Annotated in this window: 12 protein-coding genes and 1 pseudogene; 7 read left to right on the plus strand and 6 right to left on the minus strand. The window is 67.6% G+C overall.

Features of this window, described 5'->3' with window-relative positions; genetic code table 11:
- Positions 1–16 precede the first annotated feature (16 nt).
- From ag85A to G6N54_RS19590, 6 genes are all read left to right on the plus strand, one after another.
- Positions 17–1,051, plus strand: coding sequence for a diacylglycerol acyltransferase/mycolyltransferase Ag85A (gene ag85A / locus G6N54_RS19565; RefSeq protein ID WP_163791512.1), 1,035 nt, complete (start codon positions 17–19; stop codon positions 1,049–1,051).
- A 161-nt stretch (positions 1,052–1,212) separates the two neighbouring features.
- Positions 1,213–2,109 (plus strand): esterase family protein, encoded by an 897-nt coding sequence (locus G6N54_RS19570; protein WP_163794849.1) that lies wholly within the window; start codon positions 1,213–1,215, stop codon positions 2,107–2,109.
- Between the two features lie 129 nt (positions 2,110–2,238).
- Positions 2,239–3,249, plus strand: coding sequence for a carboxylesterase Culp6 (gene culp6, locus G6N54_RS19575; protein WP_163791513.1), 1,011 nt, complete (start codon positions 2,239–2,241; stop codon positions 3,247–3,249).
- 315 nt (positions 3,250–3,564) lie between these two features.
- Positions 3,565–5,463, plus strand: coding sequence for a long-chain-fatty-acid--AMP ligase FadD32 (fadD32, locus tag G6N54_RS19580; RefSeq protein WP_163791514.1), 1,899 nt, complete (start codon positions 3,565–3,567; stop codon positions 5,461–5,463).
- An 11-nt stretch (positions 5,464–5,474) separates the two neighbouring features.
- The gene (pks13, locus tag G6N54_RS19585; protein WP_163791515.1) at positions 5,475–10,835 is read left to right on the plus strand and encodes a polyketide synthase Pks13; all 5,361 of its coding nucleotides are present in this window, start codon (positions 5,475–5,477) and stop codon (positions 10,833–10,835) included.
- Positions 10,835–12,415, plus strand: a complete 1,581-nt coding sequence (locus tag G6N54_RS19590) for an acyl-CoA carboxylase subunit beta (protein WP_163791516.1) — start codon at positions 10,835–10,837, stop codon at positions 12,413–12,415. Before pks13 ends, G6N54_RS19590 begins: the two co-directional genes overlap by 1 nt.
- A 176-nt stretch (positions 12,416–12,591) precedes the next feature.
- On the opposite strand, the pseudogene G6N54_RS19595 reads toward G6N54_RS19590, so the two are convergent.
- From G6N54_RS19595 to G6N54_RS19605, 3 genes and pseudogenes are all read right to left on the minus strand, one after another.
- Positions 12,592–14,376 (minus strand): annotated as a pseudogene (locus G6N54_RS19595) (acyl-CoA dehydrogenase family protein).
- Between the two features lie 72 nt (positions 14,377–14,448).
- Positions 14,449–14,889 carry an FHA domain-containing protein gene (locus G6N54_RS19600; protein ID WP_163791517.1) on the minus strand — a complete coding sequence of 147 codons (441 nt, stop codon included), beginning with the start codon at positions 14,887–14,889 and terminating at the stop codon, positions 14,449–14,451.
- A gap of 13 nt (positions 14,890–14,902) precedes the next feature.
- Positions 14,903–15,370 carry a hypothetical protein gene (locus G6N54_RS19605; protein ID WP_163791518.1) on the minus strand — a complete coding sequence of 156 codons (468 nt, stop codon included), beginning with the start codon at positions 15,368–15,370 and terminating at the stop codon, positions 14,903–14,905.
- 214 nt (positions 15,371–15,584) lie between these two features.
- Here G6N54_RS19605 and G6N54_RS19610 point away from each other — a divergent pair, with 214 nt between their 5' ends.
- Positions 15,585–15,854, plus strand: a complete 270-nt coding sequence (locus tag G6N54_RS19610; protein ID WP_163791519.1) for a DUF1918 domain-containing protein — start codon at positions 15,585–15,587, stop codon at positions 15,852–15,854.
- Between the two features lie 36 nt (positions 15,855–15,890).
- Here the strand turns inward: G6N54_RS19610 and G6N54_RS19615 are convergent, their stop codons facing one another.
- The 3 genes from G6N54_RS19615 to G6N54_RS19625 form a co-directional block, all read right to left on the minus strand.
- Positions 15,891–16,397 (minus strand): hypothetical protein, encoded by a 507-nt coding sequence (locus tag G6N54_RS19615; RefSeq protein WP_163791520.1) that lies wholly within the window; start codon positions 16,395–16,397, stop codon positions 15,891–15,893.
- Positions 16,398–16,582: 185 nt separating this feature from the next.
- Positions 16,583–19,816 (minus strand): arabinosyltransferase domain-containing protein, encoded by a 3,234-nt coding sequence (locus G6N54_RS19620; protein ID WP_163791521.1) that lies wholly within the window; start codon positions 19,814–19,816, stop codon positions 16,583–16,585.
- A complete protein-coding gene (locus tag G6N54_RS19625) occupies positions 19,813–23,130 on the minus strand; it encodes an arabinosyltransferase domain-containing protein (RefSeq protein WP_163791522.1) in 3,318 nt (1,105 codons plus the stop codon). Before G6N54_RS19625 ends, G6N54_RS19620 begins: the two co-directional genes overlap by 4 nt.
- Positions 23,131–23,151: the final 21 nt, after the last annotated feature.

Consider the following 23,151-nt stretch of genomic DNA (forward strand, 5'->3'; position numbering starts at 1 on the left):
GGATGAGGAAGCAAGAATGACGCTTGTTGACAGGTTTCGCGGCGCCGTGGCACGTATGCCACGTCGGCTCGTGGTGGGGGCCGCAGGTGCGGCTCTGCTCTCGGGTCTGATTGGCGTCGTGGGGGGCCCGGCGACCGCAGGGGCGTTCTCTCGCCCGGGTCTGCCGGTGGAGTACCTGCAGGTTCCGTCGGCCGCGATGGGCCGCGACATCAAGGTCCAGTTCCAGAGCGGCGGCGCCAACGCGCCCGCGCTGTACCTGCTGGACGGCATGCGCGCGCAGGACGACTTCAACGGCTGGGATATCAACACCCCCGCGTTCGAGTGGTACAACCAGTCGGGCATCGCGGTCGTGATGCCGGTCGGTGGCCAGTCCAGCTTCTACTCCGATTGGTACGCGCCCGCCTGCGGTAAGGCCGGCTGCACCACGTACAAGTGGGAGACCTTCCTGACCAGCGAGCTGCCGCAGTACCTGTCGGCCAACAAGCAGGTCAAGCCGACTGGCAGCGCTGCCGTCGGTCTGTCGATGGCCGGCTCGTCGGCGCTGATCCTCGCCGCCTACCACCCCGAGCAGTTCCCGTACGCCGGCTCGCTGTCGGCGCTGCTGGACCCGTCGCAGGGCATGGGCCCGACCCTGATCGGCCTGGCCATGGGTGACGCCGGTGGCTACAAGACCAAGGACATGTGGGGGCCGTCCAGCGACCCGGCATGGCAGCGCAACGACCCGTCGCTGCAGGTCGGCAAGTTGGTCGCGAACAACACCCGCATCTGGGTGTACTGCGGTAACGGCAAGCCGTCCGACCTCGGTGGCGACAACCTGCCCGCCAAGTTCCTGGAAGGCTTCGTGCGGACCAGCAACCTGAAGTTCCAGGACGCGTACAACGCGGCCGGCGGCCACAACGCCGTCTGGAACTTCGACGCCAACGGCACCCACGACTGGCCCTACTGGGGCGCGCAGCTGCACGCCATGCTGCCCGACCTGCAGTCGTCGCTGGGCGCTACCCCGGGTGCCGGACCGGCCACCGCCGCGGCTGCCCCGAGCCAGGGCACGTAACACCTTTAGATCAACGAGATTGGCGGCGGGAACCCTTTGGGGTTCCCGCCGCCAATCGTTCGCGGTGTGACCTGATTCACTACCCTGCGGGTCGGCTCCAGTTCGGCCCTGGTTACTGTGCAAACACAGCGACTACACGATGGAGGGTGGACATGGGTAGCGTGCGTGGTCTGTCGACGCTTTTGCGGGTGCTTTGCGTTGCCGCACTGACACTCGGTTTCGGTGGTGTGGCGGCAGGGATCGCGGGCAAGGCCCGGGCTGCGGGTTACGAGACGCTGATGGTGCCGTCGGGCGCCATGGGCCGAGATATCCCGGTCGCCTTCCTCGGGGGTGGTCCGCATGCGGTGTATCTGTTGGACGCCTTCAACGCCGCCCCCGACGTCAGCAACTGGGTGACCGCGGGCAACGCGATGGGCACGCTGGCCGGCAAGGGGATCTCCGTGGTGGCCCCCGCCGGTGGCGCCTGGAGCATGTACACCAACTGGGAGCAGGACGGCAGCAAGCAGTGGGACACCTTCTTGTCTGCCGAGTTGCCCGACTGGCTGGCCGCCAACAAGGGCCTGGCCCCGGGCGGGCACGCCGCCGTCGGGGCGTCGCAGGGTGGCTATGCCGCGATGGCGTTGGCCGCCTTCCACCCCGACCGCTTCGGCTTCGCCGGCTCGCTGTCGGGATTCCTGTACCCGTCGAACACCACCACCAACGGCGCGATCCTGGCCGGACTGCAGCAGTTCGGCGGCGTGGACGGCAACGGGATGTGGGGCGCGCCGCAGCTGGGCCGGTGGAAGTGGCACGACCCGTACGTGCACGCGTCGCTGCTGGCGCAGAACAACACCCGGGTATGGGTGTGGAGCCCGACCAACATGGGCGGCGACGCGGCCGCGATGATCGGCCAGGCCGGTGAGGCGATGGGCAACAGCCGCATGTTCTACCAGCAATACCGCAGCGACGGCGGCCACAACGGCCACTTCGACTTTCCCGGCGGCGGCGACAACGGCTGGGGCTCGTGGGCCGGGCAGCTGGGCGCCATGTCGGGTGACATCGTGGGAGCCATCCGCTAACCACACGGACCCGCTCGCAGGACGGACGGCGCCGCGCGCCGAGCCGGTACCGTGTACTGAGCAGCAGAGGGCGCGATGGCCGCTTGCCTGTGAGGAGCTGCGACCTACCGACTCTGCCAGCAGGAGAACATGACCACCAACGCCCAGCGCAAGCGTCGCCGAATCCTGGCCTGGGTCGCCGCGTTGTCCATGGCCGGCGTCGTGTTGTTGGTCATCGTGGCCGTGGTGACGATGCTGCGCAGCACCGAAGCGCCGCCCAGCGCAGTCCCGCCCGGCGTCTTGCCGCCGTCCTCGACGACGACGCATCCGCACAAGCCACGGCCGGCTTCCCAGGACGCTTCTTGCCCCGACGTCGAATTGCTGGTGATTCCCGGGACGTGGGAGTCCTCCCCGCAAGACGATCCACTGAACCCGATGCAGTTCCCTAATGCGTTGCTGCACAACATGACCGGGGCGATCGGCCAGCAGTTCCCGGCCTCGCGGGTGCAGACGTACACCGTGCCTTACACCGCTCAATTCAACAATCCGCTGGGCGGCGTCAAGCAGATGTCCTATAACGACAGCCGGGCCGAAGGCACCCGTGCGGCGGTCCAGGCGCTGACCGACATGAACAACAAGTGCCCGCTGACCAGCTATGTGCTGGCGGGTTTCTCGCAGGGCGCCGTGATCGCCGGCGACATCGCCAGCGACATCGGCAACGGCCGCGGACCCGTCGACGACGATCTGGTCTTGGGTGTGACGCTGATCGCCGACGGGCGCCGCCAGCAGGGTGTGGGCAACGACATCGGCCCCAACCCACCCGGCGAGGGCGCCGAGGTGACCCTGCACGAGGTGCCGATGTTGTCCGGGCTCGGCTTGACGATGACCGGCGCACGGCCCGGCGGCTTCGGGGACCTCAACACCAAGACCAACGAGATCTGCGCGGCGGGCGATCTGATCTGTGCCGCACCGAACGAGGCATTTAGCGTCGCGAACCTGCCGAATACACTCAACACGCTGGCCGGCGGCGCGGGCCAGCCGGTTCACGCCATGTACGCCACCCCCCAGTTCTGGAATCTGGATGGCGCCCCGGCCACGGATTGGACGCTGAACTGGGCGCGTAATCTCGTTGAAAACGCGCCCCACCCCAAGCACGGGTGACTGTGCGGACGGCCGCGGAACAACGCAGGTGGGCGCGCGCAGAGCTGGGTGACGGGACACAACGCTCAGGTAGGCGGTACCGGGGGCAATCGGCGGTACCTTGAGATTTGGTCTGCCGCGCGCCGCCGCCTAACATTAAGAGAAAACTAAGAGCGATAAGTGTCTGGCGGTTTCCGGCCGGGTCGAAACCCGGACGGAGCGGCGCGATTTTGCGCCGTGCACGAGGCCGGCCCGCGCAGAGGACGTCGTCGGCAACGCCGACACTAAGGACCGCCGGAGTAGCTGACCGGCGAGTGTGTAACAGGAGAGGGCGGCATGGCCTACCACAACCCGTTCATCGTGAACGGACGAATCAAGTTCCCGGACAACACGAACTTGGTCAAGCACGTTGAGAAGTGGGCGAAGGTGCGCGGCGACAGGCTGGCCTACCGCTTCGTGGACTACTCCACCGAACGCGACGGTGTCTATCGCGACATCGTGTGGCGCGACTTCAGCGCGCGCAACCGCGCCGTCGGCGCCCGTCTGCAGCAGGTCACCGAGCCCGGCGACCGGATCGCGATCCTGTGCCCGCAGAACCTGAACTACCTCATCGCCTTCTTCGGGGCGCTGTACGCGGGCCGGATCGCGGTGCCGCTGTTCGACCCCAGCGAGCCGGGTCACGTCGGCCGCCTGCACGCCGTGCTTGACGACTGCACCCCCTCGACGATCCTGACCACGACCGAGGCCGCCGAAGGCGTCCGCAAGTTCATCCGGGCCCGGGCGGCCAAGGAACGTCCCCGCGTCATCGCCGTCGACGCGGTGCCCGACGAGGTCGCCGCCACCTGGGTGGAGCCGGACGCAGACGAGAACACGCTGGCCTATCTGCAGTACACCTCGGGGTCCACCCGAACCCCGACCGGCGTCCAGATCACCCACCTGAACCTGCCGACCAACGTGCTGCAGGTGCTCAACGGGCTGGAAGGCAAGGACGGCGACCGCGGCCTGTCCTGGCTGCCCTTCTTCCACGACATGGGTCTGATCACCGCGCTGCTGTCCCCGGTGCTGGGCCACCACTTCACGTTCATGACCCCGGCCGCGTTCGTGCGCCGGCCCGGCCGCTGGATCCGGGAGATGGCGCGCAAGCCCGAGGACGGCCCGGACTGCGAGGTCTTCACGGTGGCGCCGAACTTCGCCTTCGAGCACGCCGCCGTGCGCGGTGTTCCCAAAGACGGTGAGCCGCCGCTGGACCTGAGCAACGTCAAGGGCATCCTCAACGGCAGCGAGCCGGTGTCCCCGGCGTCGATGCGTAAGTTCTACGAGGCGTTCGAGCCCTACGGTCTGCGTAAGACCGCGATCAAGCCGTCCTATGGTCTGGCCGAGGCGACGTTGTTCGTCTCGACCACACCGATGGACGAGGCGCCCACCGTCATCCACGTCGACCGCGAAGAGTTGAACAACCAGCGCTTCGTCGAGGTGGCTGCGGACTCGCCGAATGCCGTCGCGCAGGTATCGGCCGGCGTCATCGGCGTCGACGAGTGGGCCGTCATCGTCGATCCCGAGACCGCCAGCGAGCTGCCGGACGGACAGATCGGCGAGATCTGGTTGCACGGCAAGAACCTGGGCACCGGCTACTGGGGCAAGGAAGCGGAGACCACCGAGGTGTTCCGCAACATCCTCAAGTCGCGGATCAGCGAGTCGCACGCCGAGGGCGCCGCCGACGACGGGCTGTGGGTGCGCACCGGCGACTTCGGCACCTACTTCAACGGCAACCTCTACATAGCGGGCCGGATCAAGGACCTGGTCATCATCGACGGCCGCAATCACTACCCGCAGGACCTCGAGTATTCGGCGCAGGAGGCCAGCAAGGCGTTGCGCACCGGATACGTCGCGGCCTTCTCGGTCCCGGCCAACCAGCTGCCGCAGGCGGTGTTCGACAACCCGCACACCGGGCTCACGTTCGACCCCGAGGACACCTCCGAGCAGCTGGTGATCGTCGCCGAGCGGGCCGCCGGTACGCACAAGCTCGACTATCAACCGATCGCCGACGACATTCGCGCGGCCATCGCCGTGCGTCACGGGGTCACCGTGCGTGACTTGCTGCTGGTGCAGTCGGGGTCGATCCCCCGCACCTCCAGCGGCAAGATCGGGCACCGTGCCTGCCGCGCCGCCTACCTCGACGGCAGTCTGCGCAGCGGCATCGGGTCCCCAGGCGCTTTTGCCAATGCCACAGACTGAGACCAGGAACCATGGCTGACACAGAATCTGACCTGCCGGAAAACGCTGAAAACACTCTCGACAGCGCCGGCGAAGTTGCGCCTGGTGGGACCACGCCCGCCAAGAAGACCGACCTGACGGTCCCCGAGATGCGGCAATGGCTGCGCAACTGGGTGGGCCGGGCCGTCGGGCAATCGCCCGACGCGATCGACGAGTCGATTCCGATGGTGGAGCTGGGCCTGTCCTCGCGTGACGCGGTGGCGATGGCCGCCGACATCGAGGACCTGACCGGGGTCACGCTGTCGGTCGCGGTGGCGTTCCAGCATCCGACCATCGAATCGCTGGCGACTCGCACCATCGAGGGCGAACCCGAACTCCCCGACGACGGCCTCGACGGCGCCGACTGGACGCGCCCCGGCCCGGCCGAGCGCGTCGACATCGCGATCGTCGGGTTGTCCACTCGGCTGCCTGGCGACATGAACAGCCCGGACGAAACCTGGCAGGCACTGATGGAGGGTCGCGACGCCATCACCGACCTGCCCGAAGGTCGTTGGTCGGAGTTCCTCGAAGAACCCCGGCTTGCCGAGCGCATCGCAAATGCCCGCACCAAGGGCGGCTACCTGAAGGACATCAAGGGCTTCGACTCCGAGTTCTTCGCGGTCGCCAAGACCGAGGCCGACAACATCGACCCGCAGCAGCGGATGGCGCTGGAAATGACGTGGGAGGCGCTCGAGCACGCCCGCATCCCGGCGTCCAGCCTGCGCGGCGAGGCGGTCGGCGTCTACGTGGGCTTCACCAACGCCGACTACGGCTTCCTGGCCATCTCGGACCCGACCCTGGCGCACCCCTATGCGATCACCGGGAACTCGCACGCGATCATTGCCAACCGGGTGTCGTACTTCTACGACTTTCGCGGCCCCTCAGTCGCCGTCGACACCGCCTGCTCGAGTTCGTTGGTGGCGACGCATCAAGCGGTGCAGGCGTTGCGCAACGGCGAGTGCGATGTCGCGGTGGCCGGTGGTGTCAACGCGCTGATCACTCCCGCGGTGACGCTCGGTTTCGACGAGATCGGCGCGGTGCTGGCACCCGACGGCCGGATCAAGTCCTTCTCGGCCGACGCCGACGGCTACACCCGCTCCGAGGGCGCCGGCATGGTGGTGCTCAAGCGGGTGGACGACGCCCGCCGCGACGGTGACCAGATCCTGGCCGTCATCGCCGGTAGCGCCATCAACCACGACGGCCGGTCCAACGGCCTGATCGCGCCCAACCAGGATGCGCAGGCCGAGGTGCTGCGCCGGGCGTACAAGGACGCCGGAATCGACCCGCGCAACGTCGACTACATCGAGGCGCACGGCACCGGCACCATCCTCGGTGACCCGATCGAGGCCGAGGCGCTGGGTCGGGTGGTCGGCCGGGGCCGACCGGCCGATCGGCCGGCGCTGCTGGGCGCGATCAAGACCAACATCGGTCACTTGGAGTCGGCGGCCGGCATCGCCAGCATGGCCAAGGTGGTGCTGGCGCTGCAGTACAACAAGCTGCCGCCGTCGATCAACTTCGCCGGGCCCAGCCCATACATCGATTTCGACGCTATGCGTCTGAAATTCGTTGACACCGCGACGGATTGGCCGCGCTACGGCGGCTACGCGGTGGCCGGGGTGTCGAGTTTCGGCTTCGGCGGGGCCAACGCGCACCTGGTGCTGCGCGAGGTGTTGCCGCGTGACTACTACGAGCGCCCAACCGCGCCCGAGCTAACCCCGCCCGCCCAGGGCGATCAGGCCGAGGCGCCCACGGGTGACGCCCACTCGCTGCGGTTCGACGATTTCGGCAACATCATCACCGACGAGTTCGTGTTCGACGACGCCGAGCCCGACCTGCCGGGGCTGACCGAAGAGGCGCTGGCTCTCAAAGAGGCGGCGTTGGAAGAGCTCGCCGCGCAGCAGGAGGCCGAGCCCACCAAACCTCTGATCCCGCTTGCGGTCTCGGCGTTCCTGACCTCACGTAAGAAGGCCGCGGCCGCCGAACTGGCGGACTGGATGGAAAGCCCTGAGGGGCAGGCGTCGTCGCTGGAGTCGATCGGGCGGTCGCTGTCGCGGCGCAACCACGGCCGTTCCCGCGCGGTGGTGCTGGCCCACGACCACGAGGAGGCCGTCAAGGGCTTGCGCGCGGTCGCCGAGGGCAAGCAGCGCCCAGGTGTGTTCAGCGTCGACGGGCCGGTGACCAACGGCCCGGTGTGGGTGCTCGCCGGGTTCGGCGCGCAGCACCGCAAGATGGGCAAGAACCTGTACCTGCGGGACGCGGTCTTCGCCGAGTGGATCGAGAAGGTCGACGCCCTGGTGCAAGACGAGCTGGGCTACTCGGTGCTCGAGCTGATCCTCGACGATTCGCAGGACTACGGCATCGAGACCACTCAGGTCACCATCTTCGCGATCCAGATAGCGCTGGGCGAGCTGCTCAAGCATCACGGCGCCAAGCCCGCCGCGGTGGTCGGGCAGTCGCTGGGTGAGGCCGCGTCGGCCTACTTCGCCGGCGGCCTGTCGTTGCGCGACGCCACCCGGGCGATCTGCTCGCGCTCGCACCTGATGGGCGAGGGCGAGTCGATGCTGTTCGGCGAGTTCATCCGGCTGATGGCGCTGGTGGAGTACTCCGCCGACGAGATCAAGACGGTGTTCTCCGACTTCCCCGACCTGGAGGTGTGCGTCTACGCCGCACCGACCCAGACCGTCATCGGTGGCCCGCCCGAGCAGGTGGACGCGATCATCGCCCGGGCGGAATCCGAGGGCAAGTTCGCGCGCAAGTTCCAGACCAAGGGTGCCAGCCACACCTCGCAGATGGACCCGCTGCTTGGCGAGCTGGCCGCGGAGCTGCAGGGCATCAAGCCGATGAGCCCGACGGCCGGGATCTACTCGACGGTGCACGAGGGCAGCTACGTCAAGCCCGGCGCCGACCCGATCCACGACGTCGAGTACTGGAAGAAGGGGCTGCGCCACAGCGTCTACTTCACCCACGGCATCCGCAACGCCGTCGACAGCGGGCACACCACGTTCCTGGAGCTGGCGCCCAACCCGGTGGCACTGATGCAGGTGGGGCTGACCACGGCGTCGGCCGGCCTGCATGACGCGCAGCTGATCCCGACGCTGGCCCGCAAGCAGGACGAGGTCGAGTCGATCGTCTCGACGCTGGCGCAGCTCTACGTCTACGGACACGACCTGGACATCCGGACCATGTTCAGCCGCGCCCACGGGCCCCAGGACTACGCCCACATTCCGCCGACCCGGTTCAAGCGCAAAGAGCACTGGCTCGATGCGCACTTCTCCGGCGACAGCTCAATCCTGATGCCCGGCAACCATGTTGCGCTGCCGGACGGCCGGCACGTGTGGGAATACGCGCCGCGGGAGAAGACCGACCTCGCGGCGTTGGTGCAGTCCGCCGCGGCAACGGTATTGCCGGACGCGCAGCTGTCGGCCTCGGAGCAGCGGGCGGTACCCGGCCTGGGTGCCCGGTTGGTGACGACGATGACGCGGCACCCTGGTGGGGCGTCGGTTCAGGTGCACGCCCGCATCGACGAGTCGTTCACGCTGGTCTACGACGCGCTGCTGACCCGAGGTGGTTCCGCTTCGGTGCTGCCGGCCGCGGTCGGCGCCGGCACGGCGATCTCGGGGACGGCCGTCGTCGACACCGGCGCCGCCCCTGTCGGGGAGACCCTCGAAGAAGACGGTGCCGAAACCCTCGGCGACAGTCTGACCACTCGCTACATGCCGGCCGGCTTCACCAAGTGGTCACCGGAGTCGGGCGAGACGATCGCCGAGCGACTCGGCGCGATCGTCGCGGCGGCCATGGGTTATGACGTCGAGGACCTGCCGTGGGAGGTGCCGCTGATCGAGCTGGGCCTCGACTCGCTGATGGCGGTGCGGATCAAGAACCGCGTCGAGTACGACTTCGACCTGCCGCCAATCCAATTGACGGCGGTACGCGACGCGAACCTCTACAACGTCGAGAAGCTGATCGAGTACGCGATCGAGCACCGCGACGAGGTCGAGCAGCTGCACGAAGTCCAGAAGACCCAGACGGCCGACGAGATCGCCCGGGCGCAGGCCGAAATACTCAGTGGCGCAACGCCCGAATCCGTGATCGCCGAGGCCGAGACGCCGGCCCCGCCGCCGTCGGAGGCACCGCTTCCGCCGCCGCCGACGGATCCGTCCGGTCCGACCGGCAATGGCTCGGGCAACGGCGTCGCGCCGAATCTGGCCGGGGCGGCCGAGGCGCTGAACTCCGAGGCCGTCGCCAAGGCACTCAACTCCGACGTGCCGCCGCGGGATGCCGCCGAGCGGGTCACCTTCGCGACCTGGGCGATTGTCACGGGTAAGTCCCCGGGCGGCATTTTCAACCCGCTGCCCAAGCTGGACGACGCCAGCGCCGCCAAGATGGCCGAGCGGCTTTCCGAGCGCGCCGAGGGTCCGATCACCGCCGAGGACGTGCTGACCTCGGAGAACATCGAGGCGCTGGCCGAGAAGGTCCGCCAGTACCTCGAAGCCGGCGTGGTTGACGGGTTCGTCCGCACGCTGCGGGCCCGTCCCGAGGGCTCCGACAAGGCGCCGGTGTTCGTCTTCCATCCGGCCGGCGGCTCGACCGTGGTGTACGAACCGCTGCTCAGCCAGCTGCCCGCGGACACTCCGATGTACGGCCTGGAGCGCGTCGAGGGCACGATCGAAGAGCGTGCGGCGCAATACGTTCCGAAGCTGATCGAGATGCAGGGCGACGGGCCCTACATCCTTGCCGGGTGGTCGCTGGGCGGGGTGCTGGCCTACGCCTGCGCGATCGGGCTCAAGAAGATGGGCAAGGACGTCGCCTGGGTGGGCCTGATCGACGCGGTGCGCGCCGGTGAAGAGGTCCCGCAGACCAAGGAAGAGGTCCGCAAGCGCTGGGACCGTTACGCCCGCTTCGCCGAGAAGACCTTCCAGGTCACCATTCCGGCGATCCCGTACGAGCAGCTCGAGGAGCTCGACGACGAGGGCCAGATCCGGTTCGTGTTGGAGGCCGTCAGCCAGAGCGGCGTGCAGATCCCGGCCGGGATCATCGAGCACCAGCGCACGTCGTACCTGGACAACCGGGCGATCGACACCGCCGAGATCCAGCCTTACGACGGGCATGTGACCCTCTATATGGCCGATCGCTACCATGACGACGCGATCATGTTCGAGCCGCGGTACGCCGTTCGTAAGCCGGACGGTGGTTGGGGCGAGTATGTCGCCGACCTCGAGGTCGTGCCGATCGGTGGCGAGCACATCCAGGCCATCGACGAGCCGATCATCGCCAAGGTCGGCGCGCATATGACCCAGGCGCTGAACACGGTCGAGGCAGAGCACCGCCGGACAAGTGAGGTAGGCAACAAGTAGTGACGGATGCAGCGCCTGGGCCGGCCCCTATCGTCCACTCCACCGCCGAGAAGCTGGCCGAGCTCAACGCTCGACTGGAACTGGCCAAGGAACCCGGCGGCGAGAAGGCCGCCGCCAAGCGCGACGCGAAGGGCATCCCCAGCGCCCGGTCCCGCATCCACTCACTGGTCGATCCGGGCACCTTCCTGGAGGTGGGGGCACTCGCCAAGACGCCGAACGACCCGAACGCGCTCTACGGCGACGGCTGCATCACCGGCCACGCGATGATCGACGGCCGGCCGGTCGGGGTGTTCTCCCACGACCAGACCGTGTTCCAGGGCACCGTCGGGGAGATGTTCGGCCGCAAGGTGGCCCGGCTGATGGAGTGGTGCGCGATGGTCGGCTGCCCGATCATCGGGATCCAGGACTCCGGCGGCGCCCGCATCCAGGACGCGGTCACGTCACTGGCCTGGTATGCCGAGCTTGGCCGCCGCCACGAAGCGCTGTCCGGGGTGGTGCCCCAGATCTCCCTCATCTTCGGCAAATGCGCCGGCGGAGCGGTCTATTCGCCGATCCAGGACGATCTGCTTGTTGCGGTGCGCGACCAGGGCTACTTCTTCGTCACCGGGCCCGACGTGATCAAGGAGGTCACCGGCGAAGAGATCACGCTCGACGAGCTGGGCGGCGCCGACATCCAGGCCCGCTACGGCAACATCCATCACGTTGTCGACACCGAGGCCGAGGCATTCCAGTACGTCCGCGACTTCCTGTCGTTCCTGCCGTCCAACGTCTTCGACAAACCGCCGATCGTCAATCCCGGGCTCGAGCCCGAGATCACTCCGACCGATCTCGAACTCGACACGATCATCCCGGACAACGACAACGCGGCCTACGACATGCACGAGATCCTGCTGCGGATCTTCGACGACGGCGATTTTCTCGAAGTCGCCGCGCAGCAGGGGCCGGCGATCATCACCGGGTTCGCCCGGGTCGACGGTCGCCCGGTCGGCGTGATCGCGAACCAGCCGATGCACCTGGCCGGGTCGATCGACAATGAGGCCTCCGACAAGGCCACCCGGTTCATCCGATTCTGCGACATCTTCGAGTTGCCGCTGATCTTCGTCGTCGACACGCCCGGCTTCCTGCCAGGGGCCGAGCAGGAGAAGAACGGCATCATCAAGCGCGGTGGCCGGTTCCTCTCCGCGGTCGTGGAGGCCGACGTACCGAAGGTGACGATCACGGTCCGCAAGTCCTACGGCGGTGCCTACGCCGTGATGGGATCGCGGCAGCTGACCGCCGACTTCAACTTCGCCTGGCCCACCGCACGCATCGCGGTGATCGGCGCCGAGGGCGCCGCCCAGCTGCTGATGAAGCGGTTCCCAGACCCGACGACGCCCGAGGCGCAGCAGATCAAGAAGGACTTCATCGAGGGCTACAACCTCAACATGGCGATTCCGTGGACGGCCGCCGAGCGTGGCTTCATCGATGCGGTTATCGATCCGCACCAGACCCGGCTGCTGATCCGCAAGTCGCTACATCTGTTGCGGGACAAGCAGATCTGGTTCCGCGTCGGACGTAAACACAGCCTGCAACCGCTCTAATTAGTAGCGCGAGTCACATCCGCAGCTTCTGAAAAGCGTGCTAGCCCAGCCTTTTTAGTACTGATATCGCCCACGCGGCTTCGACCAGCGTGAGCCGGGGTCCCACCACGTCGCAGGCGAACCGAACCGGAGTGCCGTTCGGCGCCAGCACCATTACGGCGACGATGCGAAGCCGCTCACAGGGCCAGCGCCCCGTCCGCCAACTCGTCGAAGCGCTCGAGCGCCGCGTCGGCGTCGGCGTCGATACCGCGTAGCGGTCCGCGATCGGCGAGGTAGCGCTGCGCGTACAACGAGGCCACCAGTGCCTTGCGCTCGCGTCCGCGGTTCTCCCGCTCCCAGGCCGCCTGCTCGATCAGCAGGGCCCCGGCGTAGACGTCGCCCATGAATTGGGCCAGCGGGAACAGCCGTGCCTCGGCGACGGCGCCGTCGAGTTTGGTCCATGCCGTGATCGCGGCGTCGAGATCCTCGATGCGGCGGGCCACCAGGGCGGTGGTTGCCCCACCGTCTCCGCAGTCGTCGGAAAACGACACCGCGTCGCGCAGTCGCGCCAACAACGTCTCGTGCGCCCGGGTCTGCTCGATGCCGCGGCGCACATCCAGACACAGGATGTTGTCGGGACCCTCCCAGATAGTGTTCACTTGCGCGTCACGCAAAAGCCTTGCCACCGGCCAGGTTTCGATATAGCCGTTGCCGCCGTGGATTTCGATCGCGTCGGACGCCGCGGTGATCCCCAGCCGGCACACCTTGAGCTTGGTCACCGGCACCGCGATGCGCTGGCGCGCGCTTCGCGGCTGGCGATGGTTGGCCGCCCCGGTGCCGTCGAAAACCATGGCCTGTGCGGCTTCGACGTCGACGATCAACTCGGCCAGCTTGCGTCGCATCAGCGGCTTGTCGATCAGCGCCCCACCGAACGCCTGCCGTTGCCGCGCGTAGCACAGCGATTCGACCAGGGCGCGGCGCGCGTTGCCCAGCCCGAACAACGCGATGCCGAGGCGCGCGGCGTTGGTCAGCTCCATCATCCGGCCCAGGCCCTTGCCGTCGGACGGCCCCGCGTCGCCGCTGGGTTCGCCGGACAGCAGGAACGCCTCGGCGTCGACGAACTCGACCTCGCCCGAGGCCACCGAACGGGTGCCGAGTTTGTCCTTGAGTCGCCGCACCCGCACGCCGTTTCGCGAACCGTCGCGGCGGGTGCGCAGCACCAGGAAGTTGGCGATGCCGCGGGTCGAGTCCGGCGCCCCCTCCGGTTTGGCCATCACCACGAAGGCCTACCCGGCGCAGTTGGAGGCGAACCACTTGAAGCCGTTGAGGATCCACGCATCGCCGGCGCGCGTCGCCGTCGTCTCCAGCGCGCCCAGGTCGGAGCCGCCGGTGCGTTCGGTCAACAGCTGCGCGGTCTCGCCGGCCCACTCGCCGGAGGCGAACTTGGCCTGTACGTGCTCCGCGACGTCGGGCGGCGCGTACGCGGCCACGAGCGACTGGACCATGCCGCCGCCGGTGCCCAGCGCGCAGCCCATCCCGATGTCGGCCTGGTTGAGCAGATAATTCGAGGCGAACAGGGCCAGCCCGGAGCTGACCTTCGCGGCGCGTGCATCGGTGCGCAGGGCCTGCTGAGCGTCCAGCACCGCACGCTTGGACTGGGTGAACGACGCCGGCATCACGACCTGGCTGACGTCGTGGCCCCACCGGTCGTAGCGCTCCAGCCGCGGCGGGTCGCGATCGATCTCGTCGGCCCAGCGGGCCACCGGACCGCCCATCAGTTCACCGATGCCGGTCAAATGTGGCTCTATGACCGATAATTCGTCGGGCCGCAGGTAGTAGGCCATCGTGAACTGCAGCGTGGGGTCGGTCAGGTACCAGTTCAGACCGACCGCTCCGGTGTAGTTGTCCGTCTGGTAGCGCCGCGACTTTTCCGGGGCGGAGAAGGGCAGCCGGTCGACGGCCTCAACGTCGTAGTCGCTCATGAACGCGACGCTATTACAGCCGGACCGCCGGGTGAAGACATTGCGCAGACCGGCGTTCGACGTGTCCCACGCTCATCTCGCCAAAGTGCCGACGAGAAAGAGTAAACGGAAATTGCCGATCTGGAGCTCGTCGCCTTCGCTGAGCGCCGCCGAGTCGACGGGTTCACGGTTGAGATAGGTGTTGTTGAGGCTGCCGAGATCAACGATGTGGAACGTGCCGTCTTCCCTGCGGAACTCGGCGTGTCTACGGCTGACCGTGATGTCGTCGAGGAAGACATCGCTGGCGGGATGCCTCCCCACGGAAACGACGGGCTTATCCAGTTGAAACTGCGTTCCGGCATTGGGACCTCGCTTCACCACCAGCACGGCCACTCCGGTTTCCACCGTTCGCATATCCTCAACCGCTGCTTCCGCGATCGCCGCTGAGTCGTCGAAGTCGATGTCCGCGTCGATGCGCGGCGCGGCGGGGATCTTGCTGGATCGTTGCGGGATGTGTTCTGCTGCCGCGGTCATATGGTTACCCCGATCAAGCGGCTCGGGGTAGGTCCGGGCTGGCGCTTACGACTTGGGGCTCTGGCCGCAGCGGTACCGGGACCCAGCCCACGTAGGTCAAATACAGCCCCATCAGGGCGAATGCCACGCAGAGTGCCATCCACCATCCCTGCGCGCCGATCATGCTGTTGGCCACCGACGCAAATGCCTTGGGAAAGGCGAAAAGAAGCAGGCCGCGCAGCGTGATAAGCCAGCCCAGCAGGGACACGATGATCGCCGCGGCGCCCTTCCAATATTGGTGGGCGGCCACGATGACAAGGCCGAGCGCCAGGATGAAGGCGCCGGCCACCCACGACCACAGCGGGCTTGCCTCGAAATCCGAAAGGACCGTCCGCATGTCCGACGCGCGCGCCACGGCCGTGACGTCGATGATGACCAGGAATGCGCCGAGCACGCGGGCAAACATGCGCGTCCTGGCCTGCGGTTGCGGTGAAGCATCCATTGTCGTGCCTCCCATCTGGAGCTGGATCTGCCGATCTCATCGGAGCATTCGATAGCAGTGACACGGTAGGGACCGAAGTCCCGTCCGGTCGGGGCATTCGTCAGTTTGCGAGTCTCGAAAGAGCAGTTGTCGTCAGCGGTGACTTGTGGCCCTCGTTTCACGGAAGGGCCGGGCGCATGATCGGCCGAGGGGCAACGGCTTGAGGGAGACTGCAATGAAGGCCAACGTGGGTGACTGGCTCGTGATCAAGGGCACTACGACGGAGTTAGCGGATCAGCGAGGCTTGATCACCGAGGTGAGCGGGGCCGAGGGCGCGCCGCCATTTGTCGTGCGGTGGCTAGACAGTGGCCACGAGGCAACGGTGTTTCCGGGTTCGGATGCCGTCGTCGTCACTGCTGCCGAACAGCGGCGCTCCGACGAGCAGGTGCGTGAACGTGTCGCCGCCATGCAGGCGGAGCTGACGCATCGCCGTGGGGACGACTAGATCAGCCGTAGGCGCCAACCCGCCGACCGGCACGGCTTATACCGGCGCGACAAACTCGGACGTGTAGAACTCGGCCGGTTTTTGGGAATTCGGATTCGGGCGCTGGATAACTACCCAGACGCCCGTCGTGCCGGGCCGAATAGTGTCCGATACGGTGACCGCTCCGCCGCCCGCCCCGTCGGTGTCCAAACCGGAGAACGCGGTACCCGGATCCCCGGGCCCACAATTGCTCGCGGCAGACCGGGGTTCCTGAATCAGGCCGACGTCGAAATGGGTTCCCGGGGCCGACGCATCCGACAGGCTGACCTCCGCGACCGCTTTGCCCCCCGAGGAATGAACGATGACCTGGCCGGTGCCCAGGGCCGACCGCGGCACCATCGGCACGGTGCTCACCAGGCTGAAGTCACAGCGCCTGAGCTTGCTGTCCAACACGACGATCGTCCCGCCTTCGGCCTTGGCAGTGGCGATCCCCGCGGTCGCCACCGTCCACATCGCCGCGGCGAACGCTGCCGCGCGCCCGGCTAGCCGCTTCCAACCCTGCATTGTGTCACCATTCCCCCCTGTGTCAGCTGCACCACAGCGGAGTAGATATTGACCGCTATTTGCTGGAATTAAACCTATTACCTCGAATTACTTGAACGGCAATTAATACGATTTATTTGACCGGTGACAAATTGCGTTTCGCAATTAACAAACCGTCGCAATGCAAGCGGTTTCGTGCGGCCTATTTATGGCTTGATCCGGATCTGGCCGGGCGACCACCATCCGGTGCGGGTCGCGGTGCCCAGGTCGAGCTGCGCGGGCTGGGCGTCGGCGATGGTTTCGAACCTTCGCAGCGATCCCCAGTCGCGGCCCCAGTCGTGGGACAGGTAGGTCGACATGACGTGGGCTCGCAGCAGCAAGTCGGTGATGCCCAGCAGGCCGCCGTTGACGCCGTCCTGCCAGGTGTCGGTGTCCTGCTTCTTCGCGTTGTAGTCCGGCGTGATGCGGAACTTCGGAATCTCGGTGACGCCGTTGACGTGCAGCATCGGCTGCTGGCAGGGGAACGCCAGCCCGACCGCCCAGTCCATCAGCACCGGCTGCGTCGAACCGACGTACTCCTGCAGCGAGCGCAGCTCCGGCACCCGCGGCGGGGTCACCGCGATCCAATCGTCCGGCGTCAGCGAAAGATCCTCGGCCACCACCCGCACCGCAATCGAGTCGGACGGCGCCTGGGAGCGCGCGAAGCGCAGGTTACGCCACACCTTCGGCTGCTCGCCGTAGAGGTCGTAGGGCACCAGCCGGCCGGCCGGGAGCACGGCGCCATCGGGCCCGGGCTTGCCGAATTCCAATTCCACGGTCTGCCCGCCGGTGTGGTGGTGCAGGATGCTGTTGCCGGCGATCGCGCCTGCCGCGGTGACTACCACCAGCGGGTGCCCGTCGTCCGGCTTCGGTAGCTGGTACCACGCCGAGGTGAGCCGGCTCTGCTGTTGCGGGCCGCTGGTGTAGCTCCCGGCTACCGGAACCCGCGCGGGGTCCAGCCCGTAGGGCAACGGCAGAAGTGAGCCGTTGATGCCCGGCGCCGTCAGCTTGGTCGGCCCGTACCAGTCGTAATCGGTACCGGGCTGCGGCACTGCCGTCTCCCGAACCGCTTCGGCCAGTGTGCGTTCCGGGACGCCGTTGGCGCTGAATCCGGTGGGGTCGAGACCACCTAGCGCGCCCAACGGGCCATAGCTTCCGGGGTATGGCGTCATGAAGCCGGCGTTGCTGTCCGGCTCGACGAGCACGTCGTCGGCCAGCCCGCAGCCGCCGCTGAACTCGCGCAGGTTGTCCCAGGCATTGGAGTAGGTGGGGTACTGGCGCACGATGCCGGCCGTCATCGACGCCACGAACACCAGCGCCATGAAGCCGGCCGCGAGCGGTATCGGTGCCGCCGTCAGCGCTCGCGCCAGCCGGCCCTCGCCATGGCTCGGGTCGGCGAAATGCAACCAGGCCGCGTACACCGCGGTGATCGCGAAGAAGGCGAAAAAGATTGTGCTGATTGAGATTCCGCCGACCTTCGGCATGCTGCTGTTGAACGGCACGCCATAGCTCGAGACGTACCACCAACCGTTGGTGGTGGCGAAACACAGTGCCAGCACGAACATCAGCGCCGCCAGGAACGCCATCCGGTTACGCGACCAGTGCAGCACCTTCGGCGACACCAGCACCGTCGTCAGCGCCGCCATCGCCGCGCCCACCGCGGCGAACAGCCCGAAGTGGTGCACCCACTTGGTCGGGGTGAACATCAGGAAGAACATGGTGCCGAAGATGACACCGATCAACCGCCAGGCCGGGCCGCGGGCGACGCCGGGAACGCGCTTGCGCCGCAACATGATGAACAACGCGGTGAACAAGCACAGCGCGGTGATCAAAAACCCGAACCGGCGCGACAGCGAACCGTCGACGGTGGGCAGGATCAGGTAGTAGTAGCGCAAGTTCTCGGTGTACCAGGCCTGGCTGGGCCCGATGTCTGTGCGAATCCTGGTGGCTTCCAACACCGTTGACAGCGTTTGGTCGGCGAATACCACAGTGAGGATCACGAAGCCGGCGGCCAGGATCGGGGCCACCAGCGGCCAGGTGCCGACCAGGCGATGTCGCTTGACCAGAATGCGCAGGACCGGACGTCCACCGGCCACGAGCGCGGCCACCGCGATCAGACCGGTGGGCTGCACGCCCAGCGTGAAGGCCGCGGTGATCACCGCGAGCGCCGCCGGGGTCAGCCGAGACGCGCACATCGAGCGCTCGATCAGCACGTAGGTGATCAGCGAACCGACCGCGATGATCGGCTCGGGCCGCAGCCCGTTGTCGAACGGCATCCACGCGGTCAGCAGCACCAGGCCCGCCGCCCAGTTCGCGGCCGTGCTCGACGTCACCGCGGGCCCCAACCGGGGCAGCACCTCACGCGAGAGCAACAGCCAGCACACCAGCCCGGCGATCAAGTCGGGCAGTCGCATCCACAGGCTGGCATCGCTGACGTGGGTCATCAGCGCCAGCAAGTTGTAGTACCAACCAAACGGGTCTTCCGGGCTGCCGAACCAGCGGAAGTAATTGGACATGTAGCCGGCGCGATCGGCGACCCGGGCCATGCCCAGGATGTAGCCGTCGTCCGAGGAGTTCGCCCCGATCACATGCCACAGCAGGAAGCCGAAGATCACCGTGGCGTCGGCGAGGGTGAATTTCTTCCAGCGAGTCGGGATCAGCCGGTGCATCCGGTGACCGTCCAGCTGGTCCAGTCGCCACAGCGCGATCAGCGAGACGATCGTCGACAGGATCGCGCCGACCATCGCCAGCAGCTTCAGTGTCGTTGGGGTGGTGGAGAACCGGGTGTCGATGGTCGACGAGAACTTCAGCCCCGGCGGCGCGGGGCCGGTCAGATCGGTAAAGACCCCGACGATCTGCGGGCGCAGGTTAGGGTCGTTGAATCCGCCGCCGAGCGGCTTGCCGGCCGGGTCGGTCAGCCCGACGAAGGTGGCGAAAGTGCCTGCGCGCGTGGAGGTTATCTCGATGCGCTGGCACTGATCGGACTCGGCTTGCTCGCGCGACGCACTGGCGATCACCACGTTGCGGTCGGTGACGTCGACGCGCTTGGCGTTGGCGACGACGAACAGCGCGTTGAGCGCCGCGTCCTTCCCCTTCTTAGGTGCGGTGCTCAGCACCACGCCGCCCTCGGGCGGCAGGCCGCGCACCACGTCGCACGGCACGGTGGCCGTCACGTCGACCGGGCTCAGTGAAATCAGCGGAGCCGTAACGCTATTCAGCTGGTCGTGCCCATCCCCGTTTTGGGGCCAGTTCAGCATCGCGGTGGTCTGCACGACGGGCAGCAGCGGTGTCGCGACCGACAACACGAAGCCGATCAATCCGGCGATCGTGGCGACCCACCGGGTCACCCGGATGTCGTCACGGGCGGCGGCTTCGGCGGGCCTGTCGAGGACGACGCTCATGGCAGCGCCCGAATCGGTCCTTGGCGGCTCCAGCCGTTCACGGTCATCACACCCTGTTCGATCACGGCATCCGGCGCCTGATCACTCGGCACCAGCGGGAAATACTGCTCGACCGATCCCCAGTCGCGATACCAGTCGCCGCGCAGGTAGGTCGAGATCGTCGACGTCCGCAGCATCACCTGGGTGAACAGGAACGGCCCGCCGGTCTCGCTGGCCTCCCACCCGTTCGACGACGACGCCGTCTGCTTGTGGTCGGGCAGGATGCGGAAGCCGGGAAGTTCGGCGACGCCGAGGTGTTCGGAGAAGGGCCGCTGGCACGGGAAGTTCGCGGCGGTGGCGATGTCCATCAGCACGGGCGTTTGCGATCCCATCAACTGCTGCAGGGTCTGCAGCACCGGGACGCGCGGCGGCGTGAACGCGAACCACTGATCCTCACTGAGGTTCGGGTCGTAGGCGACGATGCGGGCCACGTTGGCCTCCGGCGGCGCCCAGGTCAGCGGGAAGCGCAGATTGCGCCACGCCGGCTCGGGCCCGATGTCGATGGGCTGTACCTCCGCGAGCGGCTGGGTGGTGCCATCGGGGCGGGTGACACCCCACTGCAGTTTCAGCGACTGCCCGTAGGTGAAGGTGCCGTCCTCTTTGTACGACCAGATGGCGCCCGCAGCCGAGACCACCACCACGGGCCGGTCCGGTGTGCGTGGCGGCAGCTGGTACCAGGACGAGGTGGCGGTGGCCGCCAGCGAGTTCTCGCCGTAGCTGCCCATCACCGGGGTGCGGGCCGGGTCGAGGCCGAAGGGCAGCGCGACGTTCGAGCCGTTCACCCCGACCGGGCCCTTCCCGCCGGCCGTGCCCGCGGAATCACTCATCGCGGCGTTGGGCTTGTTGGGTGACGCGTCGGAATTCACCACTCCGGGTTTGGTCACCACCGGGTAGGACCTCAGGTCGTCACCCACCCCGTCGGGTTTGAATCCGACCGGGTTGACGCCCCCGAGTGGGCCGTCAGGTCCGAATGTCTGCCCCGGAACAGGTTGCAGCAGGCCAAGATTGGGGTCCGGCTCGGCCAGCACGTCGTCCGCCATCGCGCAGCTGGTCTTCGAGAGCCCCGGCTCCAGCGCGGCCAGGTTGGCCTTGGCGGTGGTGTAAAGCGGGTAGCGGAACACCGCGCCCTTGGCCAGCGAGCCGACCTCGCCCAGCACCATGATCGTCGCGACGATCAACAGGGGAGTGGACGCCAGGACGCGGTTACGCCGGCTCTCCTTGATCTCGGTGTGCCCGGCGTAGTCCATCCGGAAGTGCAGCCAGGCGGCCAGCAGTCCGGTCACGATCGACAGCGCCAGGAACATCGTCGTCACCGGATGGCTGGCGATGACGGGCTGGATGTCGAACCACGGAACCCCGTAGTTGCCGACGTAGAACCAGCCGTTGACGCCCGACGTCGCGACCGCCAGCACGAACAGCAGGGCGGTCACGTACAGCGTCAGGTTGCGGCGGCTGTGCAGACCGATCCGGGCGAAGGCGAACGCGGTGATCGCGCCGAGCGCCCCGGCCAGGCTGGCGAACGCGCCGAACTGCACGGCCCACTTCGTCGGCGTGAACGTCAGCAGCAGCAGCCCGAGCGCGGTGGTGCCGATCAACCGCCAGGCCGGGCCGCTGGCCAGGCCCGGCACCCGGCCACGGCGCAGCAACACCATCAGCATGCCGAACAGGCAAAGGAACAGCACCAGGACCGCGAAGCGCCGCGCCATCGATCCGTCGGGGTTGGACTCGACGGTGAGGAAGTAGTAGCGCAGCCAATCCTGATACCACGCGATCGTCGGCCCGACCTTGTATTTGATGCGGGCCGACTCGGCGATCGTCGCCAGCGTCTGGCTGCGGAACACCACCACCAGGATCAATGACAGCGACGCCGCCAGCACGGCCAGCGGCGCCAGTAATCCGTCGGTCGCCCGTCGGCGCCGGATGATCGTGGCGATGGCCCGGGCCCCGGTCAGCAGGGCCGCGACGGCGATCAGTCCCTGCGGTGCCAGTGTCACGGTCAGCATCGCGACCACGATGGCCACCGCGGCCGGAGCCAGCCGCTGCAGCGCGATCGCGCGTTCCACCAGCATCCAGGTGACGATCACGCCGAGCGCGATCAGCGGCTCGGGGCGCAGGCCGTTGTTGAACGGCAGCCACGCGGCCAGGAACACCACGCCCCCGGTGAGCACCGCCACGGTGTTGGATCCCAGTCCGCCCTTGCCGGGCCCGAGCCGGCGCAGCCCCCAATGGCTGAGGATCAGCCAGCAGGCGATACCGGCCAGCGTGGCCGGCAGCCGCATCCATACGCCCGCGGTGCTGAACGCCGCCAGTTTGGCCAGCACCGAGAGGTACCAGTCGAAGGGCGCATCGGTGGTCCCGAAGTAGCGGTAGTAGTTGGCGACGTAGCCGGCCTTCGGGGCCACCCGCGCGATCGTCAGGTTGTAGCCGTCGTCGGACGAGGTGGCGCCGATGACGTGCCAGACCAACAGCGTGGCGATCACGCCCGCGTCGGACAGCCAGGTCGCCCAGCCGATCCGCCACCAGTTGGCCCGCTGTTCACGCGGGCGGTAGCGCGACAGCCAGGCGACCGGGGAGCGCCAGTTGACCAGCGTGCCGCCCCGGCTGTGGCGATCCAGCGTGGCCAACGCGAGGATGGCGACCAGCACCACCAGCACGCCCGCGATCATCACCAGCTGCTTCAGGGTGGTCGGCGTCGTGATGAACCGGGTGTCGATATCGACGCGCGCCGACAGCCCCGGCTGCGCGGCCACCTTCAGATCGGTGAAGATGCCTCCGACCTGCGGTTTCTTCTCGGCGGGCAGAATCTCGGTGGCGCCCGGTATGCCGACGAAGTCGGCGCCCGCGGCACCGCCGTCGGCCCAGACATGCAGCACGCTGCAGGCGCCCGCGGCGATCGCCGAGCGCTTGGCCACCGCGGCGACGGTGTCCCGGAACGCGACGACGACCACATCCTTGTCGGCCCGGACGAACAGGCCGTTCTTGCCCGGGTCGACGCCGCCCGTCGGCAGCGTCGACACCACCAATCCGCCGCTGGCCGGCAGCGTGGCCATCGCCGGGCAGGGGATGGAGATGTCGAGTGCGCGCGGTGCCCCGGACACCAACGGGGCGGTGATCTCGGTGACGTGCCCGTCGACCGTGCCTTGCGGCCAGGCGATGGTCGCGGTGGTCTGCTTGACCGGGAGCAACGGAACGATGAGGCACAACAGCAGCCCCGCGAGCCCGGCGGCGAAGGCGACCAAGCGCAGGATCCGCTGCGGTCGCTCGTCGTGGGGCACGGGGTCCGATGGTAAGCGACG

Origin of the sequence: Mycobacterium stomatepiae, from assembly GCF_010731715.1 — a bacterium.
In the GTDB taxonomy this organism is placed as follows: domain Bacteria; phylum Actinomycetota; class Actinomycetes; order Mycobacteriales; family Mycobacteriaceae; genus Mycobacterium; species Mycobacterium stomatepiae.

Bases quoted from the DNA above. Each gene is read 5' to 3' on its own strand.
- ag85A (WP_163791512.1), top strand. From the start codon at position 17: ATGACGCTTGTTGACAGGTTTCGCGGCGCCGTGGCACGTATGCCACGT.
- culp6 (WP_163791513.1), top strand. From the start codon at position 2,239: ATGACCACCAACGCCCAGCGCAAGCGTCGCCGAATCCTGGCCTGGGTC.
- fadD32 (WP_163791514.1), top strand. From the start codon at position 3,565: ATGGCCTACCACAACCCGTTCATCGTGAACGGACGAATCAAGTTCCCG.
- pks13 (WP_163791515.1), top strand. From the start codon at position 5,475: ATGGCTGACACAGAATCTGACCTGCCGGAAAACGCTGAAAACACTCTC.
- G6N54_RS19600 (WP_163791517.1), bottom strand. From the start codon at position 14,889: ATGACCGCGGCAGCAGAACACATCCCGCAACGATCCAGCAAGATCCCC.
- G6N54_RS19605 (WP_163791518.1), bottom strand. From the start codon at position 15,370: ATGGATGCTTCACCGCAACCGCAGGCCAGGACGCGCATGTTTGCCCGC.
- G6N54_RS19610 (WP_163791519.1), top strand. From the start codon at position 15,585: ATGAAGGCCAACGTGGGTGACTGGCTCGTGATCAAGGGCACTACGACG.
- G6N54_RS19615 (WP_163791520.1), bottom strand. From the start codon at position 16,397: ATGCAGGGTTGGAAGCGGCTAGCCGGGCGCGCGGCAGCGTTCGCCGCG.
- G6N54_RS19620 (WP_163791521.1), bottom strand. From the start codon at position 19,816: ATGAGCGTCGTCCTCGACAGGCCCGCCGAAGCCGCCGCCCGTGACGAC.